General features: G+C 41.7%; 12 protein-coding genes. 1 reads left to right on the top strand and 11 read right to left on the bottom strand.

All coding sequences use genetic code 11. The annotated features are described in order from the left end of the window. Nucleotides 1–5: 5 nt before the first annotated feature. The 10 genes from B5X60_RS05090 to bamE all read right to left on the bottom strand — a co-directional run bounded on the left by B5X60_RS05090 (nucleotide 6) and on the right by bamE (nucleotide 11,944). Nucleotides 6–1,214, bottom strand: a complete 1,209-nt coding sequence (locus B5X60_RS05090; RefSeq protein ID WP_079701534.1) for a DUF1624 domain-containing protein — start codon at nucleotides 1,212–1,214, stop codon at nucleotides 6–8. Nucleotides 1,215–1,395: 181 nt separating this feature from the next. Next, nucleotides 1,396–3,525, bottom strand: a complete 2,130-nt coding sequence (gene rnr, locus B5X60_RS05085; protein WP_079701533.1) for a ribonuclease R — start codon at nucleotides 3,523–3,525, stop codon at nucleotides 1,396–1,398. A gap of 369 nt (nucleotides 3,526–3,894) precedes the next feature. Next, nucleotides 3,895–4,608, bottom strand: a complete 714-nt coding sequence (locus tag B5X60_RS05080; protein ID WP_079701532.1) for a 3'-5' exonuclease — start codon at nucleotides 4,606–4,608, stop codon at nucleotides 3,895–3,897. 70 nt (nucleotides 4,609–4,678) lie between these two features. Continuing rightward, nucleotides 4,679–5,323: a YceH family protein gene (locus B5X60_RS05075; RefSeq protein WP_079701531.1), complete on the bottom strand. Its 645-nt coding sequence runs from the start codon at nucleotides 5,321–5,323 to the stop codon at nucleotides 4,679–4,681. A 173-nt stretch (nucleotides 5,324–5,496) separates the two neighbouring features. Continuing rightward, on the bottom strand, nucleotides 5,497–5,682 hold the full coding sequence (locus B5X60_RS05070) for a hypothetical protein (RefSeq protein WP_079701530.1): 186 nt from the start codon (nucleotides 5,680–5,682) through the stop codon (nucleotides 5,497–5,499). Between the two features lie 78 nt (nucleotides 5,683–5,760). Next, on the bottom strand, nucleotides 5,761–6,165 hold the full coding sequence (locus tag B5X60_RS05065) for a hypothetical protein (protein ID WP_079701529.1): 405 nt from the start codon (nucleotides 6,163–6,165) through the stop codon (nucleotides 5,761–5,763). 21 nt (nucleotides 6,166–6,186) lie between these two features. After that, nucleotides 6,187–8,766, bottom strand: coding sequence for a type I DNA topoisomerase (topA, locus tag B5X60_RS05060; RefSeq protein ID WP_079701528.1), 2,580 nt, complete (start codon nucleotides 8,764–8,766; stop codon nucleotides 6,187–6,189). A gap of 218 nt (nucleotides 8,767–8,984) precedes the next feature. Next, nucleotides 8,985–10,073: a tRNA 2-thiouridine(34) synthase MnmA gene (mnmA, locus tag B5X60_RS05055; RefSeq protein ID WP_079701527.1), complete on the bottom strand. Its 1,089-nt coding sequence runs from the start codon at nucleotides 10,071–10,073 to the stop codon at nucleotides 8,985–8,987. Nucleotides 10,074–10,178: 105 nt separating this feature from the next. Further along, nucleotides 10,179–11,549, bottom strand: coding sequence for an NAD-dependent succinate-semialdehyde dehydrogenase (locus B5X60_RS05050; RefSeq protein WP_079701526.1), 1,371 nt, complete (start codon nucleotides 11,547–11,549; stop codon nucleotides 10,179–10,181). A gap of 14 nt (nucleotides 11,550–11,563) precedes the next feature. Continuing rightward, the gene (gene bamE, locus B5X60_RS05045) at nucleotides 11,564–11,944 is read right to left on the bottom strand and encodes an outer membrane protein assembly factor BamE domain-containing protein (RefSeq protein ID WP_079701525.1); all 381 of its coding nucleotides are present in this window, start codon (nucleotides 11,942–11,944) and stop codon (nucleotides 11,564–11,566) included. Between the two features lie 88 nt (nucleotides 11,945–12,032). Between bamE and B5X60_RS05040 the strand changes: the two genes are divergently transcribed. Next, a complete protein-coding gene (locus tag B5X60_RS05040) occupies nucleotides 12,033–13,172 on the top strand; it encodes an alpha-amylase family protein (RefSeq protein ID WP_139377363.1) in 1,140 nt (379 codons plus the stop codon). 3 nt (nucleotides 13,173–13,175) lie between these two features. Here the strand turns inward: B5X60_RS05040 and B5X60_RS05035 are convergent, their stop codons facing one another. Next, the gene (locus B5X60_RS05035) at nucleotides 13,176–14,420 is read right to left on the bottom strand and encodes an APC family permease (RefSeq protein WP_079701523.1); all 1,245 of its coding nucleotides are present in this window, start codon (nucleotides 14,418–14,420) and stop codon (nucleotides 13,176–13,178) included. Between the last annotated feature and the right edge of the window lie 112 nt (nucleotides 14,421–14,532).

Below are 14,532 nucleotides of genomic sequence, written 5' to 3'. Positions count from 1 at the left end.
GTTATTTACAGGTAACTCAACCACCATTTCCTGTGAGTTTTTTTATACTCACTAAACCATTTACAGATAGGATAAAGAATGATAACGACACAGATCCAAATAACGTAAACTATGCTCAAAGAATAACCTTCGTTTGCAGCAATGAAATTCGGAAGCATGTTCGGCCCTTCATGAATTCCTTCACTGAAATTATGCCCCCGGAGAAGGAAAAATACCATGCACAGCGCATGTATTAGGAAGAAATGAAGTACGTAATAGAGAAAGGGTACCCGGCCAAACACCACTATAATATTAGTTAATGCATTTTTCGTCTTCTCGAAAAAACTGAGGAAGAGTATACCCGGACCGATTGTCATGGCCGCATACAGTAAAGAAGGAGGATATTTTTGAGTATCGATAAATGAGAAGATAGTGTGCAATACATTATTTTGAACGGACCAGAGTTTAGGGTCACCATAAACATTTATCGCTCTTATAATTACAAAAAGTATGATCACACCGAAGCCTAATTTCATTAAGATTTTTTGTCTTTCAAGGCCGGCATAGGCTGTAAAGAGTTTGCCAAAACAATATCCTAAAATCATTACGCCTAGCCAGGGAAGGACTGGGTAAAACACAAATAGACCATGACCTTCGCCAAGAGAAAAGAATCCGGGACGATGGATCATGGAGTATATAACCGAGAAAGTACCCTTATGTGAGGCTTCATAGAAGTCGAGAGAATTATGTCCCAGGATAATTACTAAGCCGATGCCAAGTATCCAGGAAAATGGCAACCAGATAAGTAAACCCAGAAATATCATACTTACCCCAATTGACCAAATCGTTTGCAGCGCTACGATGGTATATGAAGGATCGAATGAAAAGGCAAAGTTGAAGATCACTATATCCACTATAACCAACCAAATTCCTCGTTTAATCAGAAAGGTGCTAAGGTCTTTTCTGTTCTTATTTTTTGACTGAAACCAGATTGAAGTGCCTGCTAGGAAAGTAAATATCGGGGCGCAGAAATGCGTTATCCAGCGGGTGAGAAAGAGCGCTGGCGTTGTCGTAACGAGGTTCAAAGGATCCTGGGTCCATGCGCTAATATGAAAGTAATCCCGCGTATGATCAAGCGCCATAATGATCATCACCAGGCCACGAAGAAGGTCGATCGAATCAATGCGATTTCCCGCGGCCAATACGCGATCGGTAGTTGTAACACTCTCTTTCATAAGCTATTTCGGATTGGTAACATTAAATCTACAGAAATACTTTTAGAAAGAACGAGCTAGCCATTAAATGGATGGCAGTGAGAAGCATGAATTGTGAAGCATGAAGTCTGAGCGTTTGTTACTTCACCAGGTAGTAAATTTAACCCGGGCTCCACACTGCCGGCATCATGCCTCCTTTCAATCAATGCACCAGTGAAAAATCAATTTGTCGTTTACTCAGATCTACTTTTTTAACCATAATGGTTACTTCATCGCCAAGCTGAAATTTCTTTTTTCTTCTTTGCCCGATAATGCAGTAATTCTTTTCGTCCAAAACGTAGAAATCGTCGTTCAGGTCGCGTAAACGCACCATTCCTTCACACTTATTCTCGATGATCTCAACATACATACCCCATTCGGTGAGGCCGGAAATTATTCCCTTGAATTCTTCACCAATATTTCCCTCCAGATACTCAGCTTGTTTGTATTTTACTGACGCTCGTTCTGCATCCGCCGCCTTTTTCTCCATCTGGGACGAATGCAGTGACATCTTTTCATATTCTTCTTCGTTGACAGATTTTCCCCCTGCAAGATACAGCTCTAATAAACGATGAACCATCACATCTGGATATCGTCTGATTGGTGAGGTAAAGTGAGTATAGAAGTCGAATGCCAAGCCATAGTGGCTATGTTTTTTTGTGGTATAAATCGCTTTCGCCATTGACCTAATCGCTAATTGCGTAAGCACATTCTGTTCTTTTTTCCCTTCGACATCTGCCATCAAAAAGTTTAGTGACCGTGCAGTTTCGCGACCAGAGCTTATGTCGATCTTATAACCAAACTTCATGGCGAATTGCGAGAAACTAAGTAAGGCATCTTCTTTTGGCGAATCATGGGAACGGTAAACAAAAGTTAGTTTTTGCTTCCCCTTACCTTTTTTTGCTATAAACTCAGCGACTTTCTTATTTGCGAGAAGCATGTAATCTTCTATAAGTTTATGGGCATCCTTGCGCTCCTTTACGTAAACGCCCAGGGGCTTGCCGTGTTCATCCAGTCGGAATTTGACTTCAGTGCTTTCAAAGCTGATCGCACCATGCTTGAATTTGCGGTCTCTCAGTTTATAGGCTAGTTCATTAAGTTTCAAAAGTTCTTCACTATGCTTTCCCGTTTTATTTTCAAGGATTTCCTGTGCTTGTTCGTAGCTAAAACGAGTATCTGAGTGTATAATGGTTTTGCCAAACCATTCATGAATAACATTTGCTTCATGGTCAAGCTCAAACACAGCTGAGAAGCATAGTTTATCCTCGTTAGGCCTCAATGAGCATAAACCATTCGAAAGCCGCTCTGGAAGCATTGGAATAACCCGGTCAACCAAATACACAGAGGTTCCTCTTTCGAATGCTTCTTTGTCAAGTGCTGAATTTGGGCGGACATAGTGAGATACATCGGCAATATGCACCCCAACCTCTATATTACCGTTATCCAGTTTTCTAAATGATATAGCATCGTCAAAGTCTTTTGCATCAGCCGGGTCAATTGTAAAGGTTAAGATGTTTCGGAAGTCTCTGCGTTTGGCAATTTCTTCACCGGTTATCGCTTCTGGAATTTCATCTGCTTCTTTTTCCACCAGAGCAGGAAATTCCAGAGGGAAACCGTAATCAGCAAGGATAGCGTTCATCTCCGCGTTATTCTCACCCTGCATGCCAAGTATGTGAGTGATTTCTCCAATGGGGTTTTTAGCATCCTCTGGCCAGTCTGTGATACGCGCAACTGCCTTTTCGTTGTCCTTTCCACCTTTTAGGCCATCCAGGGGAATAAATATATCATGAAGCATTTTACGATCATCGGGCACGAAAAAGGCAAACCTCTCGGACAACTTGATTATCCCGGTAAACTCCATTTTTGCTCGTTTGATGATCTCTACGACTTCACCATCTTTCTTTCGCCCCTTACTTTTGGCGTATACATATACTTTTACTGTATCACCGTGCAGCGCATTCCGAAGCTTGCGGGGAGCTACGAAGATATCTTCCTCAAACTCATCTTCACTAACAATGTAAGCTGATCCATCGGCGGTCATATCGACCCTGCCAGTCACGAATGTTTTCAGTTCTTTTAATATAAATTTGCCTCTCTCCGGTTCTGATAAAAGCCCTTTCCGGCTTTCATCCTTTAAAATTTGTAATATTAATTCACGCGACTCGTCATCATGTAAATTTAATTTTGATGCAACTTGCTTATAATTTAATGGCTTGTTTCCTGATTTTTCAAAGACTCCACTGATGAGCTTTGTTAGCACCAGATTAATGTTATGGGGTTTCTTTTTAGACATATTGTACTAATTTCTACTAAGATAAGTATAGGATGTAAGGTTTAGGTTAAATTATTATTGGGATAACAAGGGGAAAGGGCGATTGTTGGTTTAGGATCGATACGATGGATGATTTGTCTGGAATAGGATTCATAGGATGATAGGATTGATAGGATGCTGGGTGGATATTTGTCTATTCAGTGAACGAATGGATTCAGAGCAGTTTATTTAAGTCAGGGTGAACTGGTGTTATCAATCGAACCCGCAGTTCGGACAAGGGTAAATAGGAGGTATAGGATTGTAGGATTGTAGTGAAAGGGAGACTGAATGGCTGATTTTTGGTGAATGGGATTGAGTTGACCTTGTGATTTCAATTTCCTATTTGCATTATTAATCAACGATTGTGATGAATTGAGGCGTAAGGAGAGGGAGTAACTTAAATCTCAGTATCAATTGAGCGGTGGTGATAACATCCTTTTCACAATAAGCCCGGATCCGTTCCAGATTTCTTTCCTTCCAGTACACGTGATGTACTTCACTTCCGTCAATATCATCTTTTGGAGAGTGGATATTGAATATCTCAGCTAGTAAGTTTAACGAGGTGTAGTTTTTGTAATCGCCAAACTTCCAAATGTCCATTGTATCCAGATGATTTACCTCCCAGGGTTTTTTCCCGTGCGTATTCAGTTGGGGTGGAAGTTGAATTGCGTTAATGAGCATTCTCCGACACAAATACGGAAAGTCAAATTCCTTGCCATTATGAGCGCAAAGGATCACATTGTCAGACAACCTTTGTAAGGTTGTAGCCAATGACTCCAGAATAAGGCGCTCATTATCGCCATAAAATGATTTCACCCTCAGCGAGACCTGATCCTTGTAAATTGAAAATATTCCGGCGGAAATACAGACTATTTTCCCGAATTCCGCCCAAATGCCACCACGGGTATAAAATTCAGCCGGAGTTTCCCCTTCCTTCCGATGAAATCGTGTTTTATGCTCCCATAGAGTTTGATATTGCCCGGGAACTTCTTCAAAGGACGAATACTGAGGTACGGTTTCAATATCAAGAACCATAAGAAGACGTAAATCGATATTCTCCAGCATAACGCTGTAAAATATGAAGGAAATGGGGACTAATCAGATGTGTGTATTAAATTTTCTAGGAAACGGCTGTTTAAGTCAGTGCTTTCATTAGTTTATCGAACTCGCTCCTCAATTCACCTAATTGAATTTCAAGTTTTGCAACCCGCTCCTCTAGCAAAGTAGAATCCGGAGTTGCCGATTTATCAGCATAATTTTCCGAAGTTTCATCTGGCACGTCACCTAAAAGGTGAACATACCTGACTTCTTTTTGACCGGCTCTTCTTTCCATTGGCTTTACAAATGGCATTTCTGAACCGGAGAGCTTTTGAAGGACCTCGTTCACTTCGTCAAGAGTTTCAAACTCATATAGACGACCGGAGTTTGTGTTAAGCTCACCTGGTGTTTGCGGGCCTCTCAAAAGCAGGAGACAAATTATAGCAAGGTCAGACGGGACCAGCGGATATAATATCGCGAAATTATGCTTGTATTTGATAACACGACTCGAGCCACCGGTCGCTGTAGATATTAGTCCTTTTTTCTTTAATGAGTCAAGTGTATAAACGATTAGGTCCTCGTCGTATTGAACTATCGGGGATCTCGATGTTTTCTGATTGCATGCAGCAACGAGACTGTTTAACGTCATTGGATAGTAGTCAGGCGTAGTCCTGCTTTTTTCCATAAGTGAACCCAGGACTCGCTGCTCTGCAGCTTCAAGATGGGGGATATGCTGTTCCATTATCAAAGATAAGACACAGATGTAATTATCCTCCTGAAAGAATCATAAATGTTTGATTCCTTCGGTACTATGTGCGTGCCTAAGATTTGAATGGCAAAAAGACGTAATAAATTTAAGTTATCGTATTTTTTGCTTTTACAAAAATGTGTGAGCGAAATAATACGAACAATAAGTTATCCCGCAAGTTTAGAACTTCTGTTACGAAGTTTCATAATTTCTTTGCCAGCTTTTTTAAGCCACATATCTTTTTTGACCTGGATACCAGAATATATAATTTCCGGTTGTTTCATCCCAAATAAATATTTCACTAGCGTGCCATCCGGGTACGCGGTGTTTGCTACTTTTAATATAATTTCCATTGGTATATCGTTGTATACCTTTGAATATCAATCATTGTGCCACCGGGGCATCATTTGGAGTGATCAGAACTAAATTTATTAACCAATCATGACACCTGGTTTGTTGAGGATGGGTACACGGATCAAATTAGATTCTACAATGCTCTCGGGAACGAAAATGAATTTTTTATCATAGATTTGCCCGTTTATATAGTAGCTGAGCCAATATTCATTAGTTAAACCGAATACCTGTTCATCAATCATTTCGATCATTGCATAATCACGAGAGGCAACATTTCCTATTGAATGGCGGAGTATCGAAGTCTTAACTGCCTCGCCATTTTTTTCGCCATAGCCTTTCGAACTAACCAGTACAGTCTCTATAATTTCGTCCTTTAAATTGATCAGATATACGTTCCAATTTTTGGACTCGGGGCTTGCACTTTCCATCACAACTGCGATAGATACATTTTCGACGATGTTTTCAGGCAGGTCTTTCTTCATCAGTTAGTGTCCCCGGTATGGTTATTTTTTCACTTTTGCAGGAACTTTCTTCCCGGCAGGTTTTTTTACGGTTTTTTTAACTTTCGGAGCAAATGCGTCCGGGACCTGTTCGGTAATCAACTTCTTTACAGATTCCAAAGGAAGGATGGAGAGTTCGTCTGCTGTAAATTTATCGTTTGTCGCCGGGTTTTTGCCCAGTTTCAGCATTTGCTTACCAAATCGAATAAAGGGCCCCCAACGGCCGTTTTCTATAGCGATCTTTTCGCTATCCCATTGCTGGATAAAACGATTGGATTCCTTTTCTATTTTCTTGCTTATTAGTTCCTCGATTTCAGATTGACCAAGCTGGTCAAAGTTGTAACGTGCTGGAACATTAATGTACAAATTATTCCATTTAATGAACGGCCCGAAACGGCCTTTTCCTTTTGTCACACCTAAACCCTGGTAGTGGGCAATAGGAGCATCAGCAATATTTTTTTCATTAATAATTTCAATCGCACGTTCAATATTTACCGACAATGGGTCTTCACCTTTTGGCAAGGAGATAAAGCTTTCGCCCCATTTTATGTATGGTCCGAACCTTCCTACACCCACACTTACCTCTTTGCCTTCGTAATTTTCAAGCTGGAACGGAAGCTTGAAGAGATCCAGGGCTTCCGCAAGTGATATCGTTTCAATCATTTGTCCTGCACGCAGGCTTGCATACCTAGGTTTTTCACTGTCTTCATTTTCAGCTGCTTCACCAATTTGTACAAAAGGCCCAAAGCGACCGATACGTACGGATATTTTCTTCCCGGTTTCCGGATCAACACCCAATTCACGCTCACCACTTGCCCGGTTCGCGTTCTGCAACGTTGTTTCTACTTCGTTATGGAACGGGTTGTAAAATGATCTGAGCATTTCAGTCCAGTTTTTCATCCCCTGGGCTATTTCATCAAATTCTTTTTCTACCGAGGCCGTGAAATTAAAGTCTACAATGCCCTTGAAATGTTCAACAAGAAAATCGTTAACAACTGCGCCGATATCGGTAGGAAAGAGCTTGTTTTTCTCTGCGCCCGTATTTTCAGTTTTTATATCAGATATAATATTTCCATCCTTAAGTTTTATTACTCTGAAATCTCTTTTCTTGCCTTCGCGTTCCTCTTTTACTACATATCCCCGATTTTGAATTGTAGAAATAGTTGGTGCGTAGGTAGACGGCCTGCCAATACCAAGTTCTTCCAGTTTTTTAACCAGACTTGCCTCAGTGTATCTAGCGGGTGGCCGTGAATAGCGCTCAGTGGCATTCATTTCGCGAAGATTCAATTTCTGGCCTTTAGTCAAAGGGGGCAAAATTGAGTTTTCGTTGTCCTCATCAAGGTTTATTTCTTGTTCTTCTTCATCGGTCGACTCAATGTAGACTTTAAGGAAACCATCAAATTTCATTACCTCTCCATTCGCCACAAATACTTCGCTTCTGGTAGAAATGTCAATTTTTGCTGTCGTCTTTTCAAATGCAGCTTCAGCCATCTGCGAAGCAATTGACCGTTTCCAGATCAGATCATAAAGTCGTTGTTCTGATGGATCGCCACTGATAGTATGCTGTTCAAAATAAGTAGGTCGGATTGCTTCGTGAGCTTCCTGGGCGCCAGCAGATTTTGTTTTATACTTTCTTAATTGATGGTATTTTTCGCCGAATGCTGATTTTATTTCTGCCGCAGCTGCATTTAAAGCAGTGTCGGAGAGATTAACAGAATCAGTACGCATGTAAGTGATCTTTCCATGCTCATAAAGCTTTTGTGCAACAGACATCGTTCTGGCAACTGAAAATCCCAGCTTTCTGCTGGCTTCCTGCTGCAAAGTAGATGTAGTGAAAGGCGCTGCGGGGCTGCGTTTTGTAGGCCGTGTTTCCAGGCTGTTGACTGTGAAAATTGCATTGACACAATCCTTTAAAAAGCTTTCTGCCTGTGGAGCGTGCTCAAAACGTTCTGGTAGCTCGGCCCTAAAAATTTCCCTTTGATTGTCGGTGAAAAAAATAGCAACGACGCGAAAAGCAGCCGTTGGTGTAAATTTATTCACTTCACGCTCTCTGTCAACTATAAGCCGTACTGCTACTGATTGAACCCGGCCAGCAGAAAGGGAAGGTTTAACTTTTTTCCATAATACGGGCGAAAGTTCGAAACCAACCAGCCTGTCAAGCACTCTTCGTGCTTGTTGCGCGTATACAAGATTATAGTCTATTTTCCGTGGATTCTCAATCGCTTTAAGAATTGCCGTTTTTGTAATTTCATGAAATACTATCCTCCTCGTCTTGTCTTCCTTTAGACCAAGCGTTTCGAAAAGATGCCATGATATTGCCTCCCCCTCCCGGTCCTCATCCGAGGCAAGCCAAACCATTTCAGCATCTTTTGAGAGCTTTTTCAACTCGTTTACCACAGCTCTTTTATCAGCCGGAACTTCGTAGCGTTGTTCAAAATTATTGCTGACGTCGATTGCATCATCTGTTTTGATCAGGTCACGGATATGTCCATAGCTTGATTTAACAAGGAAGTCTTTACCTAGATAACCTTCTATAGTTTTAGCCTTCGCCGGTGATTCAACAATAAGTAGATTTTTAGCCATTCAGTACAATGATATTTTGCAAATAAAGGTAATATTAAAGGGAAAGACAAATGGAAGGGTACTATGAACCTTAATATTGGGGCAGAAAACTAGTATTCGGTAGACTTCAATCAGACAATAATTAAAGGCTAACAGCACGGGATCCACTGGCATTGGCCAGAGAATAATCATCACTTGCCGTGTCACGCCACTGATTACTGATTACCGATTACACGTACTTATACCAGAAACCCCCCGCCAAGAAGATCATTTCCCTCATAGAAAACAGCGGACTGTCCCGGAGCAATTCCTGAGACAGAATGATGAAAGTCAACTTTAATCGTATCGCCTAGTTGGGTCAGCGTGCTCATCGCACCTGAATCCTTATATCTAATTTTGGTTATTGCCTCAAGAGGTTCATTGATGCTCTCATATTTAACCAGATTGATATTCCGTACGAGAGCTTCCGAACGCTCTAATTCGTCAACCGTTCCAAGCATTACCGTATTAGTTTCCGGCAGTATTCGGGTTACGAACATCGGATGCCCAAATGCCACCCCCAGACCTTTACGTTGCCCGATGGTATAGTAGGGGTATCCCTGGTGCTTTCCTGCAATTGTACCATCGCTCAGCATGAAATTTCCCGGACCAATCCGGTCATCAAGGTCTGAAACTTTATTTCTTAAAAAGGCGCGGTAATCGTTATCAGGCACAAAACAGATCTCGTAGCTCTCAGATTTGTTCGCAAGCTCCAGTTGCCCCATATCTTTTGCCATCTGCCTTATCTCAGCTTTTGCGAAGCTGCCTAATGGGAACTGTGTACGGGCAAGGTTCTCCTGCGAAACTCCCCATAGCACATAAGATTGATCCTTATGTTCATCCTTGCCTTTCGAAATTACATATCTGCCGCTATCCTGCTGACGGATGTTCGCATAATGTCCGGTGGCTATAAATTCACAATCAAGTTTGTCGGCACGTTTTAACAGTGCTTCCCATTTAATGTGAGTATTACATAGAACACAAGGATTCGGGGTCCTGCCTGCCAGGTATTCATCAACAAAATTGTCGATTACAAAGTCGCCAAACTCGTCGCGAATATCAAGTATATAATGGGGGAATCCATACCCAACTGCCAGTGCGCGGGCATCGTTTATACTGTCAAGACTACAGCATCCGGTTTCCTTAGACGAACCTCCTGAAGAAGCATAATCCCAGGTTTTCATCGTCAGGCCAATCACTTCATAACCCTGCTCATGCAGCATTACTGCTGCTACAGAACTATCAACACCGCCGCTCATGGCTACCAGAACTCTACCTCTTTTACTCATTGATTCCCAATTCGCTGCAAAGATAGCGGTTTGCACCGTAATTTGGTAGGGTGAGTGTCAGCGAGGGGTCTTTTTTGGATGGGGGTCAGGGCTTAAGGACCCGTTCTAGCCTCCGATATAAACCGTCTTAATATTTACAAACTCCTTAATTCCATAATTTGAAAGTTCTCGTCCGTATCCCGACTGTTTTATCCCACCGAAAGGTAGACGTGAATCAGACTTTACAAGTGCATTCACAAAGCATGATCCGGCCTGAAGCTGGGTCGCCGCGATCTTTTCTGCACGCTCAATATTCCTGGAAAAAATTGCCGCTCCAAGTCCATAAATCGAATCATTTGCAATTTGGATCGCTTGATTTTCGTTTTTAGCGCTAATAATTGCCGCTACTGGTCCAAAAAGTTCTTCATCATAGGCGGGCATGCCCTTTGCGACATTAGTTAATACAGTAGGAGGGTAAAAGGCATTGTTTCCCTCTGGAATAAATCCGCCTAGCAAACAAATAGCTCCTTTGCTAATGCTTGCTTTCACCTGCTCATGTAATTGATCGCGCAGGTCGGTTCGGGCCTGCGGACCAATGTCTGTTTTTTCGTCCGCCGGATCACCCATTATTTTCGAAGCCATCTTTCTTACAAAAAGGTCTGTGAATTGGTCCAAAATTGGCTCCGCAACAATGAAACGCTTTGCGGCGATGCAACTCTGACCGCTATTTATCATCCGACTGTTTACGCAAGTCTCAGCTGCAAGCTCTAAATCCGCGTCTTCTAGAACTATATAAGCATCACTTCCGCCAAGCTCAAGAACAGTCTTTTTTATCAATGATCCGGCTTTTTGGGCAACTTTTTTACCAGCTGCGGTGCTCCCCGTCAGGGTTACTGCTGCTATAAATTCATTTTCGATTACGCGCTCTACTTCTGAGCCAGGTATCAAAAGGGTCCTGAATACATTGTCTGGAAATCCTGCCTCTTTGATAATATTTTCAATTTCCAGAGCACATCCAAAAACATTTGAGGCATGTTTTAGAACACCACAATTTCCAGCCATTAGCGTCGGGGCAAGAAACCGGATTACCTGCCAGAAAGGGAAATTCCAGGGCATAATAGCAAGCACAACACCGATAGGTTCGAAAGTCACGTAGCTTTTTCTAGCGTCTGTGCTCACAAGTTCCTGTTTTAATAGATCTTCAGCATTTATCGCATAAAATTCGCAACATTCAGCACATTTCTCAATTTCAGTAATGCCGCTTTTTAATGGTTTTCCCATTTCAATGGACATTAGCATAGCTAACGCAGATTTTCGAGCTCGAAGAATTTGGGCCGTTTTATGCAATAGTGTCGACTTCTCAGCGAACGATACTTCCCTCCACGCATCCCATGCGGTATGCATATCGCTAATAATTCCGTCAACAAGGGCAGCGGAATATGGGGTGTAAGACTGGATTACCGCTCCATCAAATGGATTTGTTGAATTTATTTTCATTTCCCGCTAAGGAATCATTTTTTCTTTACAGAATCGCCATCAATCTTATCTTTTAATCTTTGGCTGGCGCTGTCGATTGTATCGCCTGTTTTCTCAAGCTTTTCCTTAAGTCCTTTTCCAGCGTTTTTAAGAGATGCTTCGATGGAATCTACCCGTGCTTCCGTACTTGTAATAATGTCGTAAACGTTGCCATTTCTAAATACTACACTTCGGTCAGCCAGGTCATATTTCCATACTTCTGCTACAAGAATGTCGCGCTTTGTGGTAGGCTCTCCTACGAGCTTAACTACTTCTTCCTTTGTCATTCCTTTTTTTACACTTGAGAATTCCTGTTGCTTTTGAGTGCATGAGCCAAGGATGATAAAGCTCATGAAGATAATTAAGTATTTTTTCATCTTGGAATATGTGTTTGATTTCTGGTAAACAAGTCACATTGATATAAGTTTTTTAACTTTAGTTGAATACTGAAATTCAAAATACCGTATGAAAAGAATTAGTTTATTCGCATTTATAATAATGATGACAGCCCTAATCTCTACCGGGCAAACAAAACATGATCCCAATTATTTTCCTATCGCTGTATGGCTTCGGAGTACGTCTAATGCTCAAGCCTATAAATCAAATGGTATAAACATGTATATAGGCCTTTGGAGAGCCTTGGATCAAAAACAACTTAGCGAATTGAAGACTGCAAATATGAAGGTAATTTGCAGACCTAATACTTTTGGGATGGCAAACCTTCAGGAGGCTTCCATCTACGCATGGATGCATGATGATGAACCCGACAATGCCCAATTGAACAAGGTCACAAAAAAATATGACCCATGTATCGATCCGGCCCTTATTATAAATGGGTATGAGGAGATAAAGAAAAAGGACCCGTCCCGTCCAGTTTACCTGAATTTATCTCAGGGAGTAGCCTGGCAAAATTGGTATGGGCGCGGAACCTGTACCGGGAATACTGACATGTATAAGGTCGCCAACAATGGCTATTTAAAGGGCTGTGACATTGCGTCTTTTGATATCTATCCTGTAAATAATTCTGATGCTGAAACCAAAGACAATCTCTTCTATGTTGCCAAAGGAATCGACAACCTGAACATGTGGTCGGAGGGCAAGAAACCTGTCTGGTGCTGGATTGAAACAACGGCAATTCATCCGAAAAGCCTGAGAAAGCCACCCCCGGCCGAAGTTAAAGCCGAAGTATGGATGGCACTGATACATGGGGCTAAGGGTATCGGGTATTTTTGCCATTCATTTAAGGAACCACAGGATGAGGCTGCTCTGCTTCACGATAAGGATATGATTGCAGCGATCAAAGTTATTAATACTCAGATAACCTCGCTGGCCGGCATTTTGAACAGTCCCACTACTTATTTATTTGCCAGCGCTGCGAGCAGTAATGCAGCAACGCCGGTCGACATAATGACCAAAAGGGATAAAAACGCAGAGTATATTTTTGCTGTCGCAATGCGTAAGGAGGGCACGAAGTCAACCTTTACAGTTTTAAAGGGTAAAAAGGCCGAAGTTCTTGGAGAGAATAGAACGATAAGCATCAAAAATGGAAAATTTTCAGATGATTTTGATGGTTATGGAGTTCATCTTTATAAGATCACGAACTAATCATCAACTAATGAGGATATAAACATTAAATCCAAAAAGCAGCAGCGTCATAGCCATTCCCAGAAAACTTATAATGGGCATGTTATTCACATTTAGGGGTATTTTGAAGGGACGTACTTTCTGAGGATCGGATTGGCGAAGGAGAATAACGGAAAGGTTTATTGTAAAGAATGTGATGAAGATGAACAGGTTAGCTATCATGGCAATAACCTCGATCTTTCCGATCAGGGCAAATGCAGACATAACAACCAAAATCAAAATAAGTGCTGCATAGGGAGTTTGCCTTTTCGAAACGCGCTGGAATACACCCATTATCTTTACTTCTTTGGCCATATCATAGATTACCCTTGAGCTGCCCAGCATATTTGAAAGTATGGTATTGGACGTAGAAAACAGCGCGATGATGATAATAATCAGCCCTGCTGTCGTACCCAATCCATCTTCGGCAATATCGGAAAGCGGGCTGGACGATGCCGCGAGCTTCTCAACAGGCAGGGCTGAAACTGCACTCACAGCAACAATAAAATACATAATAGTTACTATTGCACTTGCAACAAAAAGTGCCCGGGGGATCGTCTTTTGCGGGTTTTTTGTTTCTTCCGCCAGTTTAACAATTTCCTCGAATCCGATAAAAGCGAAGAATCCCAGAGAGGCTGCCATCAGTACAGATGCCTTTCCGGATTCTGCACCTTCGAGTAAATTCACTGAACCGATTTTTGGAAATGCGGCTATAATCACCAGTACAAGCCCTGAAAATTCAATTAAAGTAAAAATGATATTTATAATCGAAGATTCCCGGATTCCTGAAAGATTTACAAGGAATATAAGTGCAATAATTCCAAGGGCAGCGATGACAATAGGAGTGTCGACAAGTTTAACCAGGTAACCCCCAAAGCCTACAGCAACTGTCGCTCCGCTAATAATCCCATTCAAGGCAATAATAAAACCTACTCCAGTGCCTATTTTTTCGCCCATCGCCTTTTTCGTGTAGACGTACTCGCCACCAGCTTTGGGGTAGACCGCGCTTAATTCCGCATAGGAGAATGCTGTAAGCAGTGCAGTTAAGGAAGCAACAAGAAACGCAAGCCAGGTCATATTTCCTGCAAATCCAGCAACTTTACCTACGATGGTATAAATCCCGGCACCCAAAATCGAACCTACTCCAAAAAAAATACACTCAGCAAGTGAGAGGGTTCGTTTAAGCTTTTGCGCCATGGTTTCAGTGATTAGTAAATCATCTCTTAACATATTTAAACCGCTATGGTTCTACTTCTGATTAAAACATGTTAAGAACTTAACACCATGTTTAAAACTTAAAAGTGCGGTGAAGCGATTTAACTTCTACTTTTAGTCCATAAGT

Source organism: Daejeonella lutea, assembly GCF_900168015.1.
Lineage (GTDB): Bacteria > Bacteroidota > Bacteroidia > Sphingobacteriales > Sphingobacteriaceae > Daejeonella > Daejeonella lutea.
Note: the sequence above shows the minus strand (reverse complement) of the source record. Positions and strands in the feature narration are given on the sequence as shown.

Bases quoted from the DNA above. Each gene is read 5' to 3' on its own strand.
- B5X60_RS05090 (WP_079701534.1), bottom strand. From the start codon at position 1,214: ATGAAAGAGAGTGTTACAACTACCGATCGCGTATTGGCCGCGGGAAAT.
- rnr (WP_079701533.1), bottom strand. From the start codon at position 3,525: ATGTCTAAAAAGAAACCCCATAACATTAATCTGGTGCTAACAAAGCTC.
- B5X60_RS05080 (WP_079701532.1), bottom strand. From the start codon at position 4,608: ATGCTGGAGAATATCGATTTACGTCTTCTTATGGTTCTTGATATTGAA.
- B5X60_RS05075 (WP_079701531.1), bottom strand. From the start codon at position 5,323: ATGGAACAGCATATCCCCCATCTTGAAGCTGCAGAGCAGCGAGTCCTG.
- B5X60_RS05070 (WP_079701530.1), bottom strand. From the start codon at position 5,682: ATGGAAATTATATTAAAAGTAGCAAACACCGCGTACCCGGATGGCACG.
- B5X60_RS05065 (WP_079701529.1), bottom strand. From the start codon at position 6,165: ATGAAGAAAGACCTGCCTGAAAACATCGTCGAAAATGTATCTATCGCA.
- topA (WP_079701528.1), bottom strand. From the start codon at position 8,766: ATGGCTAAAAATCTACTTATTGTTGAATCACCGGCGAAGGCTAAAACT.
- mnmA (WP_079701527.1), bottom strand. From the start codon at position 10,073: ATGAGTAAAAGAGGTAGAGTTCTGGTAGCCATGAGCGGCGGTGTTGAT.
- B5X60_RS05050 (WP_079701526.1), bottom strand. From the start codon at position 11,549: ATGAAAATAAATTCAACAAATCCATTTGATGGAGCGGTAATCCAGTCT.
- bamE (WP_079701525.1), bottom strand. From the start codon at position 11,944: ATGAAAAAATACTTAATTATCTTCATGAGCTTTATCATCCTTGGCTCA.
- B5X60_RS05040 (WP_139377363.1), top strand. From the start codon at position 12,033: ATGAAAAGAATTAGTTTATTCGCATTTATAATAATGATGACAGCCCTA.
- B5X60_RS05035 (WP_079701523.1), bottom strand. From the start codon at position 14,420: ATGTTAAGAGATGATTTACTAATCACTGAAACCATGGCGCAAAAGCTT.